The organism is Cellulomonas sp. Leaf395, assembly GCF_001424125.1.
Taxonomy (GTDB): Bacteria; Actinomycetota; Actinomycetes; order Actinomycetales; family Cellulomonadaceae; genus Cellulomonas.
The window spans coordinates 286,130-303,390 of record NZ_LMQI01000004.1 but is presented as its reverse complement, the minus strand read 5'-3'; the positions used below and the strand labels follow the sequence as shown (position 1 = coordinate 303,390).

Annotated in this window: 21 protein-coding genes; 10 read left to right on the top strand and 11 right to left on the bottom strand. The window is 72.7% G+C overall.

The genetic code is table 11. From position 1 onward, the window contains the following. Positions 1-25 precede the first annotated feature (25 nt). From ASG23_RS12810 to ASG23_RS12800, 3 genes are read left to right on the top strand one after another with little or no spacing between them, the layout of a single operon-like run. Complete coding sequence (locus ASG23_RS12810) at positions 26-964, top strand: ATP-binding cassette domain-containing protein (RefSeq protein ID WP_056025465.1); 939 nt, start codon at positions 26-28, stop codon at positions 962-964. Next, positions 961-1,737, top strand: a complete 777-nt coding sequence (locus ASG23_RS12805) for an ABC transporter permease (protein WP_056025462.1) — start codon at positions 961-963, stop codon at positions 1,735-1,737. Before ASG23_RS12810 ends, ASG23_RS12805 begins: the two co-directional genes overlap by 4 nt. Continuing rightward, on the top strand, positions 1,734-4,031 hold the full coding sequence (locus ASG23_RS12800; RefSeq protein ID WP_200941592.1) for an ATP-binding cassette domain-containing protein: 2,298 nt from the start codon (positions 1,734-1,736) through the stop codon (positions 4,029-4,031). Before ASG23_RS12805 ends, ASG23_RS12800 begins: the two co-directional genes overlap by 4 nt. Positions 4,032-4,040: 9 nt before the next feature. On the opposite strand, the gene ASG23_RS12795 is transcribed toward ASG23_RS12800, so the two are convergent. The 6 genes from ASG23_RS12795 to ASG23_RS12770 all read right to left on the bottom strand — a co-directional run bounded on the left by ASG23_RS12795 (position 4,041) and on the right by ASG23_RS12770 (position 8,664). Next, entirely contained in the window at positions 4,041-5,036 is a 996-nt protein-coding gene (locus tag ASG23_RS12795) for an ABC transporter permease subunit (RefSeq protein WP_056025456.1), read from the bottom strand. After that, positions 5,033-6,019 carry an ABC transporter ATP-binding protein gene (locus ASG23_RS12790; RefSeq protein ID WP_056026282.1) on the bottom strand — a complete coding sequence of 329 codons (987 nt, stop codon included), beginning with the start codon at positions 6,017-6,019 and terminating at the stop codon, positions 5,033-5,035. The genes ASG23_RS12795 and ASG23_RS12790 overlap by 4 nt, the downstream gene beginning before the upstream one ends. Before the next feature lie 113 nt (positions 6,020-6,132). Continuing rightward, positions 6,133-6,771: a class I SAM-dependent methyltransferase gene (locus ASG23_RS12785; RefSeq protein WP_056026280.1), complete on the bottom strand. Its 639-nt coding sequence runs from the start codon at positions 6,769-6,771 to the stop codon at positions 6,133-6,135. A gap of 47 nt (positions 6,772-6,818) precedes the next feature. Next, positions 6,819-7,928: an AAA family ATPase gene (locus tag ASG23_RS12780; protein ID WP_056025453.1), complete on the bottom strand. Its 1,110-nt coding sequence runs from the start codon at positions 7,926-7,928 to the stop codon at positions 6,819-6,821. Positions 7,929-7,965: 37 nt separating this feature from the next. Continuing rightward, positions 7,966-8,178, bottom strand: coding sequence for a hypothetical protein (locus ASG23_RS12775; RefSeq protein ID WP_056025449.1), 213 nt, complete (start codon positions 8,176-8,178; stop codon positions 7,966-7,968). Positions 8,179-8,235: 57 nt separating this feature from the next. Continuing rightward, the gene (locus ASG23_RS12770) at positions 8,236-8,664 is read right to left on the bottom strand and encodes a nitroreductase/quinone reductase family protein (RefSeq protein ID WP_200941591.1); all 429 of its coding nucleotides are present in this window, start codon (positions 8,662-8,664) and stop codon (positions 8,236-8,238) included. Positions 8,665-8,787: 123 nt separating this feature from the next. Here ASG23_RS12770 and ASG23_RS12765 point away from each other — a divergent pair, with 123 nt between their 5' ends. From ASG23_RS12765 to ASG23_RS12735, 7 genes are all read left to right on the top strand, one after another. Then, positions 8,788-9,195, top strand: coding sequence for a type II toxin-antitoxin system VapC family toxin (locus tag ASG23_RS12765; RefSeq protein WP_056025446.1), 408 nt, complete (start codon positions 8,788-8,790; stop codon positions 9,193-9,195). A gap of 197 nt (positions 9,196-9,392) precedes the next feature. Next, positions 9,393-10,169 (top strand): SDR family oxidoreductase, encoded by a 777-nt coding sequence (locus tag ASG23_RS12760; protein ID WP_056025443.1) that lies wholly within the window; start codon positions 9,393-9,395, stop codon positions 10,167-10,169. A 134-nt stretch (positions 10,170-10,303) separates the two neighbouring features. Then, entirely contained in the window at positions 10,304-11,551 is a 1,248-nt protein-coding gene (locus ASG23_RS12755) for an MFS transporter (protein ID WP_056025440.1), read from the top strand. 31 nt (positions 11,552-11,582) lie between these two features. Then, the gene (locus ASG23_RS12750) at positions 11,583-12,545 is read left to right on the top strand and encodes a metalloregulator ArsR/SmtB family transcription factor (RefSeq protein WP_056025437.1); all 963 of its coding nucleotides are present in this window, start codon (positions 11,583-11,585) and stop codon (positions 12,543-12,545) included. After that, positions 12,542-12,955 (top strand): arsenate reductase ArsC, encoded by a 414-nt coding sequence (locus ASG23_RS19935; RefSeq protein WP_056025434.1) that lies wholly within the window; start codon positions 12,542-12,544, stop codon positions 12,953-12,955. The genes ASG23_RS12750 and ASG23_RS19935 overlap by 4 nt, the downstream gene beginning before the upstream one ends. Beyond that, positions 12,952-14,190, top strand: coding sequence for an APC family permease (locus ASG23_RS12740; protein WP_056025431.1), 1,239 nt, complete (start codon positions 12,952-12,954; stop codon positions 14,188-14,190). The genes ASG23_RS19935 and ASG23_RS12740 overlap by 4 nt, the downstream gene beginning before the upstream one ends. 61 nt (positions 14,191-14,251) lie before the next feature. Further along, positions 14,252-14,431, top strand: coding sequence for a hypothetical protein (locus ASG23_RS12735; RefSeq protein WP_056025427.1), 180 nt, complete (start codon positions 14,252-14,254; stop codon positions 14,429-14,431). Here the strand turns inward: ASG23_RS12735 and ASG23_RS12730 are convergent. Genes ASG23_RS12730 through ASG23_RS12710 form a run of 5 tightly spaced genes read right to left on the bottom strand, consistent with a single transcriptional unit; the run spans position 14,428 to position 17,236 of the window. After that, a complete protein-coding gene (locus tag ASG23_RS12730) occupies positions 14,428-15,297 on the bottom strand; it encodes an alpha/beta fold hydrolase (RefSeq protein ID WP_082516150.1) in 870 nt (289 codons plus the stop codon). The genes ASG23_RS12735 and ASG23_RS12730 overlap by 4 nt on opposite strands. A gap of 20 nt (positions 15,298-15,317) precedes the next feature. Further along, positions 15,318-15,902 carry a TetR/AcrR family transcriptional regulator gene (locus tag ASG23_RS12725; RefSeq protein ID WP_056025420.1) on the bottom strand — a complete coding sequence of 195 codons (585 nt, stop codon included), beginning with the start codon at positions 15,900-15,902 and terminating at the stop codon, positions 15,318-15,320. A gap of 25 nt (positions 15,903-15,927) precedes the next feature. Then, on the bottom strand, positions 15,928-16,293 hold the full coding sequence (crcB, locus tag ASG23_RS12720) for a fluoride efflux transporter CrcB (protein ID WP_056025417.1): 366 nt from the start codon (positions 16,291-16,293) through the stop codon (positions 15,928-15,930). Further along, the gene (locus tag ASG23_RS12715) at positions 16,290-16,715 is read right to left on the bottom strand and encodes a fluoride efflux transporter FluC (protein ID WP_056025414.1); all 426 of its coding nucleotides are present in this window, start codon (positions 16,713-16,715) and stop codon (positions 16,290-16,292) included. Before ASG23_RS12715 ends, crcB begins: the two co-directional genes overlap by 4 nt. Beyond that, on the bottom strand, positions 16,712-17,236 hold the full coding sequence (locus ASG23_RS12710; RefSeq protein WP_056025411.1) for a universal stress protein: 525 nt from the start codon (positions 17,234-17,236) through the stop codon (positions 16,712-16,714). The genes ASG23_RS12715 and ASG23_RS12710 overlap by 4 nt, the downstream gene beginning before the upstream one ends. Between the last annotated feature and the right edge of the window lie 25 nt (positions 17,237-17,261).

The following is a 17,261-nucleotide window of genomic DNA, read 5'->3' as shown; positions in this document are numbered from 1 at the left end:
GTACGACTAGCCCTCGGGAGGACGCATGGCCATCCGCGCGACAGGACTCACCCGCAGGTACGGCGAGACGACGGTCCTCGACGGCCTCGACCTCTCGGTGGAGCCGGGCACGGTGCACGGGCTGCTCGGCCCGAACGGCGCCGGCAAGACGACCGCCGTGCGGATCCTCTCCACGCTGCTCGACCCGCACGGTGGCACGGCGAGCGTCGCCGGCTACGACGTGGTCACGCAGTCCGCGCAGGTGCGTCGGCACCTCGGGCTCGTCGGGCAGCACGCGGCCGTCGACGAGATCCTCGGCGGCCGGGACAACCTCGTGATGTTCGGCCGGCTCTCCCACCTGGGCACGCGGCAGGCGCGACACCGAGCCGACGAGCTGCTCGAGCAGTTCGACCTGCTCGACGCGGCCGACCGCTCCGTGTCCACCTACTCCGGCGGCATGCGACGACGGCTCGACCTCGCCGCCGGGCTGGTGCTCGATCCGACGGTGCTGCTGCTCGACGAGCCGACCACGGGCCTCGACCCGGGCGGTCGACGTGAGGTCTGGCAGGCGGTGCGCGCGCTCGTGGCGGGTGGCACCGCGGTCCTGCTCACCACGCAGTACCTCGAGGAGGTGGACCAGCTGGCGTCGCAAGTCACGGTGCTCAACCACGGCCGGGTCGCAGCCGAGGGGACGCCGGACGCGCTCAAGGCGTCGATCGGGCAGGACCGGCTCGACGTCGTCGTGCGCGACGAGGCCGACCTGCCGGCTGCGCAGACCGCGCTGCGGGCGGTCGCGGGGGACACGGAGGTCGACCTCGACGGCCGCCGGGTCACCGCGACGGTCACCGACCGCGTGGCCGCGCTCACGCACGTGGTCCGCACCCTCGACGACGCCGGGATCGTCGTCGACGACGTGATCCTGCGCCGACCCACACTCGACGAAGTGTTCCTGCACCTGACCGGCTCGACGAAGGAGGCCTCATGACCTGGGCCCTGCGTGACTCGTGGACTGTGACCCTGCGCGACCTCGGGCACTGGCGGCGCCAGCCGTGGGACGTGCTCATCGGGCTCGCGTTCCCGATCCTGCTGCTGCTGATGTTCGGCTTCCTGCTCGGCGGCGCGATCGACGTGCCCGGCGGCTACATCGAGTTCCTCTTCCCCGGCATGCTCGCCGTGACTATGGCGTTCGGGCTCGAGAGCACCATGACGGCCGTGTCGCAGGACGTGCAGCGGGGCGTGACCGACCGGTTCCGGTCACTGCCGATGTCCCGCGGCGCAGTGCTCCTCGGCCGGTCGACCGCGGACATGCTCGCGAGCGTCGTCGGCCTGGCCGTGCTGCTCGTCGCCGGGCTCGTGATCGGGTGGCGCATCCACGAGGGGATCGGCAACGCTCTGGCCGCCGTGGCGCTGCTCCTGCTCCTGCGGTTCGCGTTCCTCTGGGTCGGCATCTACCTCGGGCTGGTATTCCGGGGACAGGGCGGCGTGATGGCGGTCCAGATCCTGGTGTGGCCTTTCGTCTTCCTGTCGAACGCGTTCGTGCCGATCTCGACGATGCCCGGCTGGTTGGAGACGCTGTCCGCGTGGAACCCGGTCACCGCGACCGTCGCGGCGACGCGCGAGCTGTTCGGCAACCCGACCGTGGCCGCGAGCGGGTGGGCGTCGGAGAACGTGGTGCTGCTGGCCGTCGTCTGGCCGGTCGTCCTGTCGGCGGTCTTTGCGACACTGGCCGTGCGGCGCTGGGCGCACCTGGGCCGATGACGAAGGGACCCTCTGTGCACGACGCGATCCGGATCCGCGGTGGTCGGGAGAACAACCTCAAGGGCGTCGACGTCGACGTGCCCAAGCGCCAGATCACCGTCTTCACGGGGGTGTCCGGCTCGGGCAAGTCGTCGTTGGCGTTCGACACGATCGCGGCCGAGAGCCAGCGCCTGCTGAACGAGACGCACTCGGCGTTCATCCAGAACTTCCTGCCGCAGTCGCCGCAGCCGGAGGCCGACGAGCTCACCGGGCTGACCGCGTCGATCGTCGTGGACCAGCAGCCGATGGGCGGGTCGTCGCGCTCGACCGTGGGCACCGCGACCGACACCTACGCCGGGATGCGCCGGGTGTGGTCCCGCATGGGACAGCCGAACCTGGGGACCCCCATCGCGTTCTCGTTCAACGACCCCCGCGGCATGTGCCCCGAGTGCGAGGGCATCGGCAACGTGGCGGCCATCGACGAGGACGCCCTCGTCGACCCGGGGAAGTCGCTGCTGGAGGGTGCGATCGAGTTCCCGAACTTCCAGGTCGACTCCTGGTACTGGAAGGTCTACGCCGAGTGCGGGTTCTACCCGGTCGACCAGCCGGTGGGGTCGTTCACGCCCGAGCAGCGCCAGCTGCTCCTCTACGGGCCAGACGAGGCGCCGAGGAAGGGCGCCAAGGTCGCGGTCTCCGGGATGTCGCTCACGTACGAGGCCCTGGTCCCCAAGCTGAAGCGGCTCTACCTGACCAAGAACCCGGAACAGCTCCAGCCGCACATGCGGGCCGCGGTCGAGCGCATCTCGACCCGCGGCGCGTGCCCGGCGTGCGGGGGATCCCGCCTGAACGAGGCGGCCCGCGGCTCGCTCGTGGCCGGTCGGTCCATCGCGGAGTGTGCGGACCTGCAGGTGAGCGACCTGGCGCCCTTCATCCGCGGCATCGACTCCCCCGAGCACCGGCCGATGCTCGACGACCTGGCGGACCGGCTCGACGCGCTGGTCCGCATCGGGCTCGGCTACCTCTCGCTGAGCCGGGAGAGCACCAGCCTGTCCGGTGGGGAGTCGCAGCGGGTCAAGATGGTCCGGCACCTGGGCTCGGCGCTGACCGATGTCACCTACGTGTTCGACGAGCCCTCCGTCGGGTTGCACCCGCACGACGTGCACCGGATGAACGAGCTCCTGGTCGCGCTCCGGGCCAAGGGCAACACGGTCCTGGTGGTCGAGCACAAGCCCGAGGTCATCGAGATCGCGGACCACATCATCGACATGGGTCCCGGCGCCGGTGGTGCGGGCGGTGAGGTCGTGTACGCGGGCGACCTCGGCGGGCTGCGGACCTCGGGCACCCTGACCGGGAACCACCTGACCAGCCATCAGCCGCTCAAGACAGACGTGCGGTCGGCGACCGGCGCCCTGTCCGTGCAGAAGGCGACGCTGCACAACCTCCAGGACGTGTCCGTCGACATCCCCCGAGGCGTCCTCACCGTCGTCACCGGCGTCGCCGGCTCCGGCAAGAGCTCGCTGATCCGCGGCGTCCTGCCCAAGCGGTTCCCGGAGGTCGTCGTGGTCGACCAGGCCACCACGCGCGGCTCGCGCCGGTCCAACTCCGCGACCTACACGGGGATGCTCGACATCATCCGCAAGCTGTTCGCCAAGGCCAACGGGGTCAAGCCCGCCCTGTTCAGCGCCAACTCCGAGGGCGCCTGCCCGGAGTGTGGCGGGCTCGGCATCATCTACACCGACCTGGGCAACTTCGAGCCGATGAGGTCGACGTGCGAGGTGTGCGGCGGGCGCCGGTACACCGAGGAGGTGCTCGGCTACACGCTGCGGGACAGGTCCATCGCGGACGTCCTCGAGATGTCGGTCGTGGAGGCTCGGGAGTTCTTCACCGAGCGCTCGGAGAAGGCCCTCGCCTCGACCCTGACCGCGATGGACGACGTCGGCATCGGCTACCTGACGCTCGGTCAGCCGCTGTCCACCCTGTCCGGGGGCGAGCGCCAGCGGCTCAAGCTGGCCATCGAGCTGGCCTCCCCGGCCGACGTCTACGTCCTCGACGAGCCGACCACGGGCCTGCACATGTCCGACGTCGACCGGCTGATCGGGCTCATCGACCGGTTCGTCGACGCGGGCTCCACCGTCATCGTCATCGAGCACAACCTCGACGTGATCTCCCGCGCCGACCACGTGCTCGACCTGGGACCGGGCGCGGGTGCCGACGGCGGGCGGGTCGTGTTCGCCGGACCGCCCGCCGAGCTGGTGCACGTGGCCGACTCCCTCACGGGCGAGCACCTGGCCCGCCGGCACCGGATCGCCCGGTAGGTCCGCCGGTCAGGCCACGTCTCGGCGCCTGAACACGAGCAGGGCGACCCCGGCGACGATCACCGTCACGACACCCAGGTAGATCGCGCCCTGGGTCTGGGACACCACGTGCGTGACCACCTCGCAGGACTGGCCGGACGCGGTCGTGGTGCAGGTCTGCGACGAGTACGAGGTGCCGCCCTCGACCCAGGCCGTGATGTTGAGCAGCATCGTCCAGGGCTGCAGCCCCTGGATGCGGTTGGTCAGCATGACCTCGACGAGGATCAGCCAGCCCAGGACGACGCCGAGCACGGCCGCGGTGTGCCGGACGAGGAAGCCCACGGCGGCGCCGACCATCGCCACCACCGGCGCCAGGGCCACGAGCCGCACTGCGACGTCGACCGGAGGGCTCACACCCGCCACGGCCCCCGAGTCGACCACGTCGAAGTACCGGTACGCGGCCCACGACCCGCCGAGCACGACACCCACACCCACCACGGCGACGGGCACGATCGCGATCCCCGCGGCGAGCACCTTGCTCAGGTACACGCGAACGCGTTGCGGGGCGAACGTCAGCCAGTTGCCGATCGCACCGGTGGAGAACTCGGCCGAGACGAAGCTCCCCGCCAGGAGGAGCGGTGCCATCACGAAGAGCACCGCGAGGGACGTGAGGAGCCCGGCGGTGTCGCGCTCGAACGACGGCTCGGATCCCGTCCAGTTCTCGAGCCTCGGCTCCATCGAGTCGCAGCCGTAGTCGACCGCATCCGGGGTGTCGGACGCCTCCTTCTCCGCTGCCTCACCGGCCTCGCAGTCGGCGACCCACTGCTCGCCGTTGACCTCCCAGTCGGCGAGCGCCTGCTCGTAGTACGCCTGGGCCTGAGCCAGCTCTGCCTGCGACGGAGGGGAGGCCGACTGCCAGGCGTTGACCAGACCCAGGCAGCAGATGACCAGGACCGCCACGACCCCGAGCCGGATCAGCGTGCGCGACGCGAACCGGTCGAGCTCGACCCGCAGCAGCCGGCTCATGAGGCCTCCTCGGCGTGGCGGGCGGGTCTGCTCTGGCCGGCGGGAGGCGGGGCGTGCGTGCCCGGTCCGCGACCGGCGGTCAGGTCGAGGAAGACGGACTCGAGGTCGACGCGCACCGGGACCAGCTCGTCGACGAACAGCCGCTGCGCCGCGAGCGCCTCGGTGATGGTCGCCGGGGCCACCCCGCCGTCGACCAGGAGGTACCGCCCCTCGCTCCGGACCGTCCAGCCCTGCGCGCCGAGCACCTGCTGCGCGCGCGGCACGTCGGCGATGCCCACCCGCACGGTGCCGGCCGCGCCCGCCCCGATGAGGTCGGCCACGCGGCCGCTGGCGATGAGCTCGCCCCGCGCGATGATCGAGACCGTGTCCGCCACCTGCTCGACCTCCGCCAGGATGTGGCTGGACACCAGGACGGTCTTGCCGCGGTCGGCGAGCCCGCGCATGGTGCCGCGGATCTCGCGGATGCCCGCCGGGTCCAGCCCGTTCGTCGGCTCGTCGAAGATGAGCAGGTCCGGGTCCTTCAGCAGCGTGGCGGCGATGGCGAGCCGCTGCTTCATGCCCAGCGAGTAGCCCTTGTACCGGTCACCGGCCCGGTCCAGCAGCCCGACATCCGAGAGCACCACGTCCACCAGCGTCGTCGGGGCGTCGATCGCCCGCGCGAGCATCGTGAGGTTCTTGCGGCCGGAGAAGCTGGGGAAGAACTTCGGCTGCTCGACGATCGCCCCGACGCGGCCGATGACGTCCGGCAGCCGCTCGGGCACCGTCTGCCCGAAGAGCGACATGGTCCCGGAGTCCGCGCGGATCAGGCCCAGCAGCATCCGGATCGTCGTCGTCTTGCCCGCCCCGTTGGGGCCGAGGAACCCGTGCACGCCACCGACGGGGACGTCGAGGTCGAGCCCGCCGACGGCGACGGCCCGCTGACCGCGGCGGTTGCGGTACGTCTTGCGCAGGCCGCGGGTGGAGATGGCGAGCTCCGTCGACACGTCGGTGTGCTCCTTGACGATCCAGGGCGAGGAACGAGCCGCACGCCCGATCGCGTGCACGGTACCCGCTCGCCTGCCGGTCGCGGGTCCGTTCCGCCCGTGTCACCTGGATGTCACGGGGTCTCCGCGAGCGCGGGCGACGGCGACCGGGTGGCGGCCAGCCGCTCGACCAGACGCCACCGCGACGCGCCGCTCTCGGTGAGCGTGAGCCCGGCCCGCTCCAGCAGCAGCAGAGGCCGTCGGCGGTGGTGCTCCCCCGCGCGAGCGGGCGTGACTCCGTCCAGCACTCGCTGCACCCCGCGGCCGAGCCGTGCCGACGACTCCACGTGGTCCGCCATCAGCAGCCGCCCGCCCGGTCGCAGCACCCGCGCCAGTTCGCGCAGCACCGCAAGCTCGTCGGCCACGCAGCACATCGCGAACGTCGAGACGACGGTGTCGAAGGACCCGCCCGGCAGGTCCAGGTGGGCGGTGTCAGCCTCCACGAGCCGGACCGGCACGCCGAGGGCTTTCGCTCGCGCCGACGCGGCACGCAGCATCGCCGGGCTCACATCGGTGATCGTCAGGTCCGCGACCCGGTCGGCGTAGTACGGCAGGTTCGCGCCCGTGCCGACGCCGACCTCCAGAGTGCGGCCGGACACCCGCTCGGCGATCCAGCGCCGTGCCGGGGCGAAGAGTCGGGGCTCGAGGAACGCGGTGGTCCGGTCGTAGTTCTCCGCCTGCCCGTCCCAGTACTGCGCCCGCGTCACGCTCATGGTGCTCCAGGCTGCCACCGCTCCCACCTCCGGCACACCCCCGCGCCTCAGCGCTTCGGCCACGTCCACGCCGGGCCGTCGAGCAGCCCGGCGCCCTCCACGGACGTCGCCCCGCCACCTCCCTTGGTGAGCTCGATCGTCGTGGCGTCGGCGGAGCGCAGTGCGCGGACGAGGTCGCCGGCGTGGGTGACGACGAGCACCTGCGACCGCTCGGCGGCCGACGCGATCAGCGCGGCGACAGCCGGCATCAGGCTCGAGTGCAGGCTCGACTCCGGCTCGTTGAGCACCAGCAGGTGCGGCGGTCGGGTCGCGAGGGCGGCGGCGACCAGCAGCAGGAACGTCAGGGTGCCGTCGGACAGCTCGGCCGCCGAGAGCGGTCGCCGCAGACCCGGCTGCGTCATCGCGACTCGGCAGACGCCGTCGTCGTCGGCCGTGATCACCACGCGTGAGCCGGGGAACGCGACGTCGACGGATGCCTGGAGCGCGTCGGCGTCGCCCGCCAGCTCGATCGTCATGAGCGCCGCCGCGAGGTCGTCGCCCGACGACGCCAGCACCGGGGTGTACGTCGCGACGCCGGGGCGCCGGACCGGGCTGTCGGCGTCGGTGCGCAGGTGGTCGTAGAACCGCCAGCGGCGGGCCTGCTCCCGCAGCGCGAACAGGTCGGGGGTGGCAGCCGGGTCGGCGAGGAGCGCCATCACCGACTCGTGCGCGTTCACCGTGAGCGGCACGGTCGTCCAGGCGCCGTCGTCGTCGCGGGTGCGGACGCGTGATCCCGTGCGCTCCGTCAGCACCGTGGACGGGCGCAGCACCGGGCCGGCCCACACGACCTCGGACTTGATCTCCGGGTCGAGCTTGAACGGACCCAGCTGCGGGAGTCCCAGGTCGATCGCGTAGGAGAGGTCCTCCGTCGCGATTCCCAGCCGGACCGCGACCGGGCCGTCCGGCCGGCGACCCGCGTGCACGGCGGAGCGCATGCCGCCCTCGCGCGCGAGCGACGACACGGCACCGTCGCGGGCGACCTCGGCGAGCAGGCGCAGCGCGCGGTAGACGCTCGTCTTCCCGCTCCCGTTGGCGCCGGTGACGACTGTCAGGTTGCCGAGGCCGAGGGTCAGCGAGCGCAGGCTGCGATACCCCTCGACGGCGAGCGTCCTGATCATGGCGCGACCCTAGCGGCGGGCGCCGACGGTCCTCCGGTCAGCGGCGGCGACGCCGGGTCAGGACAGTGGCCAGGAACACGAGACCGATCACGAGGAACGGCACGCCGACGGTCCGGGGCCCGGCGAACAGGCCGATGCCGACGCAGGTGAAGACGATGCCGAGTGACAGCAGCGCACGGTTCTCCGACTCCTGCTTCTCCTGCTTCGCGCGCGCTGCGGCGTCGTCCACGGGTGGTTCCTGGCCGTCCATCTGACGCCTCCGTCCGCGGCGCCGCCTGGAGCCGTCGAGCGACCCTACTGGGACGGCTCAGACCGGCTCCAGCAGCACCACGGGGATGACCCGCGACGTCCGCTCCTGGTAACGCGCGTAGTTCGGCAGCGCCTCGACGATGCGCGGCCACAGCCGCTCGCGCTCGTCGGTCGTCGCGACGCGCGCAACCATCGGCACGGGCCTACCCCCGCCGACGGCCACCGTCACCTGCGGGTGGTCGCGCAGGTTGAGGAACCAGGACGGGTGCTCGTCGTTGCCCCCGGCCGATGCGACGACGACCAGCGTCTCCCCGAGCGTGAGCGGGGCCGTGAGCATCGACGAGCGCGGCTTTCCGGACCGCCGCCCGACGGTCACCAGCTCCAGCGACGGCAGCCCCACCAGCGTCCCGCCGACGCGGCCACCGCTCACCTTCACACCCGCACGGTGGAGCCAGCTGAGCGTCCGCATGACGACGGTGCTGGTCACGGAGTGCATCCCGGGAGGTGGGCCATGCGTCGATGAGAGCACGCACCACGCCCGACCACCTCCCGGGGCGCGCCGCCATCCCATGCCGAGCGGGGTGTCGTACCGCGGTGCGACGATGCCGGGATGACCAAGTTCGTCGTCGACGCGGGCGCTGCCCTGCGGCTCGCCGCGACCGACACCCGGCTGCCCGACACCCACGAGCTCCTCGCGCCGACCCTCCTGCGCTCGCAGGCGCTCTCCGCGATGCACGAGGCCGTGCACCGCGCAGAGCTCTCGGCCGACGTCGCCCGCGAGCGCCTGGTGCGGCTGAACCGCTTGAAGATCCGGCTGCTGGGCGACGCCGTGCTGCGCCAGGTGGCGTGGAAGATCGCCGACGAGCTCGGCTGGGAGTCCACCTTCGCCGCCGAGTACGTCGCCCTCACGCGGCTGCAGGGCGACTTCCTGGTGACGCTCGACGACGAGCTCGCCCGCGCTGTCGAGGGTGTGGTCGCGACGGCCCCGTTCGACGCTCTCCTCGACCCGTCGGCCTGACCCGTGCGAGCGCCCGGTCGACCTGGCCGTGCCACCGTCCCTCCGTGAACGTCTCCCTCACCCCGTGGTCCGCGTCCGATGCCGAGGAGGGCCCTTCCGACCGAGCGCTCACGGGTCCGACCAGTACCGAACGAAAACCGATGACCAGGCCGCCCGTCGCTGGCAGAGTGACGCCCCCCAAGCCCCGGAGGTCCGCCTTGCCCGCACTTGATGGACGCGTCGTCCTCGTCACCGGCGCCAGCCGACGGATCGCGATCGGCGCCGGGGTCGCCCGCCGCCTGGTCGCGGACGGCGCCACGGTGCTCCTGCACTCCTGGTCCCCGCACGACGCCGAGCAGCCGTGGGGTGCCGACGAGGGAGGAGTCGACGCCCTCGTCGGCGAGCTGCGCGCGGCGGGCGGAACCGTCGAGCACGTGTCGATGGACCTCGCCGACCCGGCAGCGCCGCACGCGCTCGTCGACGCCGCGCACGCCGCGTTCGGCCGGCTGGACGCCGTGGTCGCCAACCACGCGCGCAGCTCCGGGCAGAACCTGGAGCAGCTCACCGCCACCGAGATCGACCTGTCCTACGCGGTGAACACCCGCGCCACGCTGCTGCTCGTGCAGGCGTTCGCCGCGCGCCATGTCGACGGACCTGGCGGGCGCGTCGTCGTCTTCACGTCCGGCCAGTACCGGGGGGCGATGCCAGGCGAGCTGCCGTACATCGCGTCGAAGGCGGCCCTGCACGAGCTCACGGCGAGCCTCGCGGTGCACCTGATGCCCCGCGGCATCACGGTCAACTGCGTGAACCCCGGCCCGAACGACACCGGCTACGCCGACGAGGCAGCGCGTGCTGCCCTCAGCGCGCACAGCCCCGGCGGCCGGTGGAGCGCCCCGGCCGACACGGCCAAGCTGATCGCCTGGCTCCTCAGCGACGAGGCCGACTGGGTGACCGGCCAGACGATCGCGTCGGACGGGGGCTTCTCCTCGCTCTGATCGCGCGCGCCTGCCGCGGTCGGCGTTCCGTCGTCGCACCGGGGAACCGGGCGAGGCGTTCGTCGTCTGGTACCGCGACGCGGCAGACAATCGGGTATGACCCGTCCCGCCCGACGGACTAGCGTCTAGCCCTCGTGAGCCGGATCGTCGACACCGTCGTCCCGCGCAGGCTGGGCACCTCGTTCCGGTGGCTGCTGGCCTCGTCGTGGAGCTCGAACCTCGGCGACGGGATCGTGCTCGCGGCCGGCCCGCTGCTGGTGGCGTCGCGGACGGACGACGCGTTCCTGGTCGCTCTGGCGGCGCTGCTCCAGTGGCTGCCCCCGCTGCTGTTCGGACTGTGGGCCGGGGCGGTGACGGACCGGCTGGACCGCCGACGGCTCGTCATCGTCGTCGACTCGTTGCGGACCCTCGTGCTGCTGCTGCTCGCGACCGCGGTCGCGGTCGACGTCGCGACCATCTGGCTCGTCCTCGTCGCCATGTTCCTGCTGGGCACCGCCGAGACGTTCGCCGACAACGCGTCGAGCACGCTGGTGCCGATGCTGGTGCAGCGTGACGACCTGGCGCTGGCGAACAGCCGGATCATGGCCGGGTTCGTCACGGTCAACCAGCTCGTCGGCCCGCCGTTGGGGGCGTTCCTGTTCGCCGTCGGGCAGGCGTGGCCGTTCGCAGCGGAGGCGGTTCTGGTCGCCGCGGGGGCCGTGCTGATCTCCCGCGTGGTGCTTCCTGCCGACCGGGCCGAGAAGCACACGACGCACATCCGCCACGACATCGCCGAAGGCGTCCGCTGGGTGCGCCACCACGCTGCGGTGCGCACGCTCGTGCTGACGATCCTCATCTTCAACGTGACGTTCGGAGCCGCCTGGTCCGTGCTGGTGCTCTACGCGCGGGACCAGCTGGGGCTGGGGGCGATCGGGTTCGGGATCATCACGACCGTCTCCGCCCTCGGTGGACTCGTCGGCACCCTGTCCTACGGCTGGATCACCCGCCGGGTCAGCCTGGCGAACCTCATGCGGATCGGGTTGATCATCGAGACCCTCACCCACCTGGCGCTCGCGCTGACGACGACCGCGTGGTTCGCGCTGCTCGTGTTCTTCGTGTTCGGCGCCCACGCGTTCGTGTGGGGGACGACGTCGGTGACCATCCGGCAGCGGGCGGTGCCGACGCAGCTGCAGGGGCGGGTCGGGAGCGTGAACCTGGTGGGGGTGTACGGCGGGCTGGTGGTCGGCGCCGCGATCGGCGGCCTGCTCGCGCAGCGGTACGGCGTGACGGCGCCGTTCTGGTTCGCGTTCGTCGGGTCGGCGATCTTCGTCGTGCTCATCTGGCACCAGCTGCGGCACGTGGCGCACGCCGACGAGCAGGACGCCGCGCTGACTGCCGATTGACCGCTGCATCGAAATCAATCAATATAGCCAGATGACCACTGCGGCGAACGCCATGAGCGCCCCCGCCGCGGAGCAGGTGTCCCGAGCACTCAAGGCCCTCGCCGACCCTCTGCGGTTGCGCGCGCTGTCGCTCATCGCGGCCAGCCCCGCAGGCGAGGCGTGCGTGGAGGACGTCAGCGAGCTCACGGCGGCGTCGCAGCCGACCGTCTCCCACCACCTCAAGGTGCTCCGGGACGCGGGCCTGGTCACGGCCGAGCGCCGCGGCACCTGGGTCTGGTACCGCCTGGCCGACGAGCACCGCGGAGCGGTCCGTGCGCTCCTCGAGTCGTTCGCACCCTCGACCGTAGACGCGGACGCACCGCGAGCTCCGGTCCCGGAGGACCTCGACGACGCCCTCGACCGCGTCGCCCGCGCGCTCGCCCCGCGCTTCCCGACGATCGACGCCGCCCGGGTGCGGGACGTGGTCCGCGACTCCTCGACCGCCCTCGCCCGGACCGCGGGTTCCCGGTCGACCGCCCTCACGGAACGGTTCGCCCGGCAGCGCCTCGACGACCTGGTCCGCATCGAGGGTGGTGCCGCGGTCCCTCGCGTGCTGTTCGTCTGCGTCGCCAACGCCGGCCGCTCGCAGCTGGCGGCCGCCCTGCTCCAGCGGTACGCGGGCGACGCGGTCCTGGCCCGGTCGGCGGGCTCAGCGCCCGCCGCCGCCGTCCACGCTCACGTCCAGCCAGAGCTCGACGCCCTGGGCGCCGACGGCTTCCCCAAGCCGCTCACCGACGACGCCGTCCGCGCCGCCGACGTCGTGGTGACCATGGGCTGCGGCGATGTCTGCCCGGTCTACCCCGGCATCCGCTACGAGGACTGGGCGGTCGGCAACCCGGCGCTCGCCTCGCCGGAGGGCGTCGCGGCGATCCGCACCGACATCGACGCCCGCGTCCGCGATCTGCTCGTCTCTCTCGATGTCCCTCTCTCGTCCGACAACCCAGGAGTGTCATGACCACGCCCAGCGTCCTGTTCGTCTGCGTCCACAACGCGGGGAGGTCCCAGATGGCGGCCGGGTTCCTCGCCGCACTGTCCGGCGGGGCGGTCGAGGTCCGCTCGGCCGGCTCGATGCCGGCGGACAAGGTCAACGCGGTCGCCGTCGATGCCATGGCGGAGGTGGGAATCGACATCCGCGCGGAGCAGCCGAAGGTCCTCACCACCGAGGCCGTGCAGGCGTCCGACGTCGTCGTGACCATGGGCTGCGGCGACGCGTGCCCGTACTTCCCCGGCAAGCGGTACGAGGACTGGGTGCTCGAGGACCCCGCGGGTCAGGGCATCGAGTCGGTGCGCCCGATCCGCGACGAGATCCGCGGCCGGGTCCTCGCGCTGCTCGACGAGCTGGGCGTGGCGCCCGTCAGCGTGTGACCACCCTCGTCCGACGGCTCGGCGTCACCGATGCGGTGGTCGTCGGGCTCGGCGCGATGCTCGGCGCCGGAGTGTTCGCGGTGTTCTCGCCCGCGGCGCAGGCCGCCGGGTCGGGTCTGCTGATCGGGCTCGGGATCGCCGCAGTCGTCGCGTTCTGCAACGCGACGTCGTCGGCTCGGTTGGCGGCGCTGTACCCGGAGTCCGGGGGGACCTACGTGTACGCGCGGCGGCGGCTCGGACCGTTCTGGGGGTTCCAGGCGGGCTGGTCGTTCGTCGTCGGCAAGACGGCAAGCTGCGCGGCGATGGCGCTCACGTTCGCCAGCTACGCCGCGCCCGGGCACGCCCGGCTGGTGGGGGTCCTCGCGGTGGTGGCGATCTCCGCGCTGAGCTACCGCGGCGTCCAGCGGTCGACGCGGGTGAGCCGGGTGATCGTCGTCCTCACGCTGGCGACCCTCGCCGTGGTCGTCGTCGCGGCGCTGGCGGGCGGCACCGCGTCGGCGGAGAACCTCTCGGGCATGGACCTCGGCGGCGTGCTCCAGTCCGCCGGGCTGCTGTTCTTCGCGTTCGCCGGCTATGCGCGGATCGCGACGCTGGGCGAGGAGGTGGTCGATCCGCGTCGCACGATCCCGCGGGCGATCCCGATCGCGCTCGGCATCGTGCTGGTCGTCTACCTCGTCGTGGGCCTCAGCGCGCTGCTCGCAGTGGGCGCCGACGGGCTCGCCGCGACCACGGCCCCGCTGCGCGCCGTGGTCGAGGCAGGGTCCCTGGCGGGGCTGAGCCCGGTGGTGCAGGTCGGGGCGGCCGTCGCGTCGCTCGGTGCCCTGCTGGCGCTGCTGCTCGGGGTATCGCGCACCACGTTGGCGATGGCGCGCGAGCGGGAATTGCCGCCGTTCCTCGCGGCCGTCCACCCTCGGCACGCGGTGCCGTACCGCGCAGAGCTGGCGGTCGCGGCCGTCGTGATCGTGCTCGTCGCCACCCTGGACGTGCGCGGCGCGATCGGGTTCTCGTCGTTCGGCGTCCTCACCTACTACGCGCTCACCAACGCCAGCGCGCTACGCCTGCGGGCCGACGAAGGCCGCCCACCGCGGTGGGTGGCGGTGCTCGGGCTGGTGGGTTGCGTGGTCCTCGCGCTCACGCTCCCGGCCGCGTCGGTGCTCGGCGGCGCCGCCGTCGCTCTCGTCGGCGCGGGCGTCTGGGCTGCACGACGGACGCGCGCCCGCACCCACGGCGAGTGAGTGCGGGCGCGTCGATGTGACGACGGGAGTAAACCGGCACCCGGCGGTGGTTGATCCCAGAGTGAGCAGCGAGACCACCTGGACCGACCCGCGCGAGCAGACCGAAGCCGTCGTGATGATGAGCAACGGTCGCCTGGCGCCGCGGTCGTTCGCCGACCGCGCCGAGGCCGAGGCCTGGGCGCAGCCGGAGCTCGGCGACCAGGTGCTCGAGCGCAACCTCGTCTGCGGCTGTGACAGCTAACTGGCGGCGTGCGCGACGATCCGCTTGATCGTCTCCTCGTCGCGCAGGATCCGCCGGTGCCCGAGCCCTTCGCTGACCACCAGCTCCGCCCCCGGCCAGGCGCGTGCGATGCGGGCACCGTCGGCGTGGTCGGCCTCCTTGTCGTCCCGGTCGCTCAGCACCAGCGTGGCCGGCAGCGTCAGTCGCGTGTTGGCCACCCGCAGCGGGACGTCGAGATCAGCCAGGCGCCGCTCCGCGAGCACCTGCATGCGGACCTCGAACCGGTGCCGGGTCCGCTCGCTGAAGCCGAGGGCGTGCGCGAAGCCCTCGATGTAGGTGGTCGGGTCCGCCAGCGGGGTGACCAGCACCAGGCGCTCCGTGGGGGTGCCGTCCAGGACAGCCAGCGCGCTCGCAGCGGCGCCCATCGAGTGACCGACGACGGCGCGGGCAGGCCCGTGCGCGTCGATGACGGTGTCGAGCGCGGACATCATCTCCACGAGGGTCGTCCGTCGGCCCCCGAGAGCGCCCGGGCCTGAGTCGCCGTGCGCCGGCGCGTCGTACGCGACGACCCTCAGGCCGGCGTCGACGAGGGGCTCGACGAGCGACCGCAGCTGCCCGCGGTGGCCGCCCCAGCCGTGCACCAGGTAGACGGTCGGGCCGTCGCCCCAGATCTGGCCGACGATCGGCCCGGTGCGGAAGGCGGTGCCCCCGGGGATGCCCTGCCGGTCCTTCGCCCGGGCGGGCGTGCACCACAGGCGCAGCGCCCCGCGGGCCACCAGCTCCGGGGCGATGCGGTCCGCAGCCCCGACGGCGGACCGGACGAGTGGCGGGATCGGCGGGAGCTGCGTACGAACGGTCGTGCTTTTTTCGGTCGATGGAGCGGTCACGGCAGGTTCCTCCAGAGGGATCAGCGCAGGAGCGACTGCAGGAGCCGCTCGAAGGTGTACCGGGTGTGGGCCTCGGCGGCCGGGTCGTGCAGCAGCCGGAACGCGTGGAAGTGGGCCAGCATCAGGCCGTGCAGGTCGTGCGCGAACTGCTCGGGCGACAGGTCGTCGCGGAACGCCCCGTCCTTGGCGCCGGAGCGGTACATCTGCGCGAGGGAGTCGGCCAGGTCCCAGTGGTCGCGGACCAGCTGGTCGCGGACCGGGCCCGGCTGGTCGTCGAACTCGGTGGCCGCGGACACGAACAAGCAGCCCGCAGCACCGGAGGACGAGGTGGCGAGCCACGCCTCGAACAGGGTGCGGACCCGCTGCTCACCGCGGGGAGCGGCCAGTGCTGGCCGGATCACCTGGGCGACGAAGCTCTCGCGCGCGCTGCCCAGGACCGCGAGCTGGAGCGCCTCTTTGGAGCGGAAGTGCGCATAGAGACCGCTCTTGGACATGCCCGTCGCGGTGGCGAGCGTGCCGATGGTCAGACCGGCGACGCCGAGGCGCCCGGCGATCTCGACCGCCTGGCCGATCACCGCCTGCCGCGTGGCATCACCCTTGCTCATACCCAACTAATAGCACGATCGTGCGCTAGAGCGCCATCACCGCGACGCCCAGCGCTGCAGCGCCGAGACAGAGGACGACGGAGCCGACGGCGTTCACGGTCGCGCGGCGGACCTCCCCGGCCTGGACCAGGCGGACCGTCTCCACCATCGCGGTCGAGAACGTCGTGTACCCGCCGCAGAACCCGGTCGCGGCGACCGCCAGCCACGTCGGGCCGAGGCCGTGGTAGAGGTGGGCGCCGTCGAGCAGCCCGATGAGGAACGAGCCCGTCACGTTCACCACGAGGGTGGCCAGCGGGAACACACGGGTCCACCGTGCGCGCACGGAGCCGTCGACGACGAACCGCGCGGCAGCGCCGACCCCGCCGAGGACGGCGATGAGCAGGATCGTCATCGGTCGTGCCGCCAGCTGTGGCGCCGCGACGCGAGCACGACGCCGGCGATGCACGCCAGCAGTCCGAGTACCACGCTGAGCACCCCGTACAGCAGGCTCATCGTCACCTGGCCGGCCGCGATCAGCCGCTCCATCTCGAGGGCCAGGCTGCTGAACGTGGTGAACCCGCCCAGCACACCGGTGCCCGCGCCGAGCCGGACGAGACGCCCTCGTCGCGACTCCGAGCCCGATCGCAGGAGCGCCTCCAGCAGGGCACCGAGCAGGAACGACCCGAGCAGGTTGACGACGAAGGTCGCGGTCGGCCACCCCGACGGCGACGCCCCCACGGTCTCAGCCACCGCCCAGCGCGCCGCGGTCCCGACCGCTCCCCCGACCGCGACGACCGCGACGAGGCGCAGGTCGAGGTGCGGCGGACGGGTCACGCGACCTCTTCGGGGGCCTGGGGCACGATCGTGACCGGCAGCGGCTGGGTGTGCGCGAGGTGTCCGGCGGTCGAGCCGCCGATCAGGTGGTTCATCCACCCGCCCAGCCCGGGTCGGCGGCTGCCGATGACGATCATCGCCGCACCCTCCTCGCGTCCCACGCGGGCCAGGGCGCGCGACGCCTCCCCGACCGCGTAGACGAACCGCCAGGCGACGTCGAACCCTTCGAGGTTCCTGCCGAGCTCCTCCGCCATCGCGGTCTCGGCGACGCCGTCGCCCTCGCGGCTGTCGACGTGGTCCGGGTCGAGCGGGGTGGTCACGAGCGTCCCGTCCGGCTCCCGGGCGACGAACGTGCGGGCGGGGTCGGACCACACGCAGACCAGCGCGGCCCCGAGGGCGCGGGCGAGGTCGGCCGCAGCGCGCACGACCACGGGTGACTGCCGCGGGACCACACCGACCACGACCGTCGGCGCACCCGGCGTCGGCGAGCCGTGCCACGCGTGCGGGGCGGACCGGGTCACCTGCCGAGGCTACCGGGGAACACCC

Excerpts from the sequence above, each read along its gene's own strand:
- ASG23_RS12810 (WP_056025465.1), top strand. The coding sequence starts at position 26 with ATGGCCATCCGCGCGACAGGACTCACCCGCAGGTACGGCGAGACGACG.
- ASG23_RS12805 (WP_056025462.1), top strand. The coding sequence starts at position 961 with ATGACCTGGGCCCTGCGTGACTCGTGGACTGTGACCCTGCGCGACCTC.
- ASG23_RS12800 (WP_200941592.1), top strand. The coding sequence starts at position 1,734 with ATGACGAAGGGACCCTCTGTGCACGACGCGATCCGGATCCGCGGTGGT.
- ASG23_RS12795 (WP_056025456.1), bottom strand. The coding sequence starts at position 5,036 with ATGAGCCGGCTGCTGCGGGTCGAGCTCGACCGGTTCGCGTCGCGCACG.
- ASG23_RS12785 (WP_056026280.1), bottom strand. The coding sequence starts at position 6,771 with ATGAGCGTGACGCGGGCGCAGTACTGGGACGGGCAGGCGGAGAACTAC.
- ASG23_RS12780 (WP_056025453.1), bottom strand. The coding sequence starts at position 7,928 with ATGATCAGGACGCTCGCCGTCGAGGGGTATCGCAGCCTGCGCTCGCTG.
- ASG23_RS12775 (WP_056025449.1), bottom strand. The coding sequence starts at position 8,178 with ATGGACGGCCAGGAACCACCCGTGGACGACGCCGCAGCGCGCGCGAAG.
- ASG23_RS12765 (WP_056025446.1), top strand. The coding sequence starts at position 8,788 with ATGACCAAGTTCGTCGTCGACGCGGGCGCTGCCCTGCGGCTCGCCGCG.
- ASG23_RS12750 (WP_056025437.1), top strand. The coding sequence starts at position 11,583 with ATGACCACTGCGGCGAACGCCATGAGCGCCCCCGCCGCGGAGCAGGTG.
- ASG23_RS19935 (WP_056025434.1), top strand. The coding sequence starts at position 12,542 with ATGACCACGCCCAGCGTCCTGTTCGTCTGCGTCCACAACGCGGGGAGG.
- ASG23_RS12725 (WP_056025420.1), bottom strand. The coding sequence starts at position 15,902 with ATGAGCAAGGGTGATGCCACGCGGCAGGCGGTGATCGGCCAGGCGGTC.
- crcB (WP_056025417.1), bottom strand. The coding sequence starts at position 16,293 with ATGACGATCCTGCTCATCGCCGTCCTCGGCGGGGTCGGCGCTGCCGCG.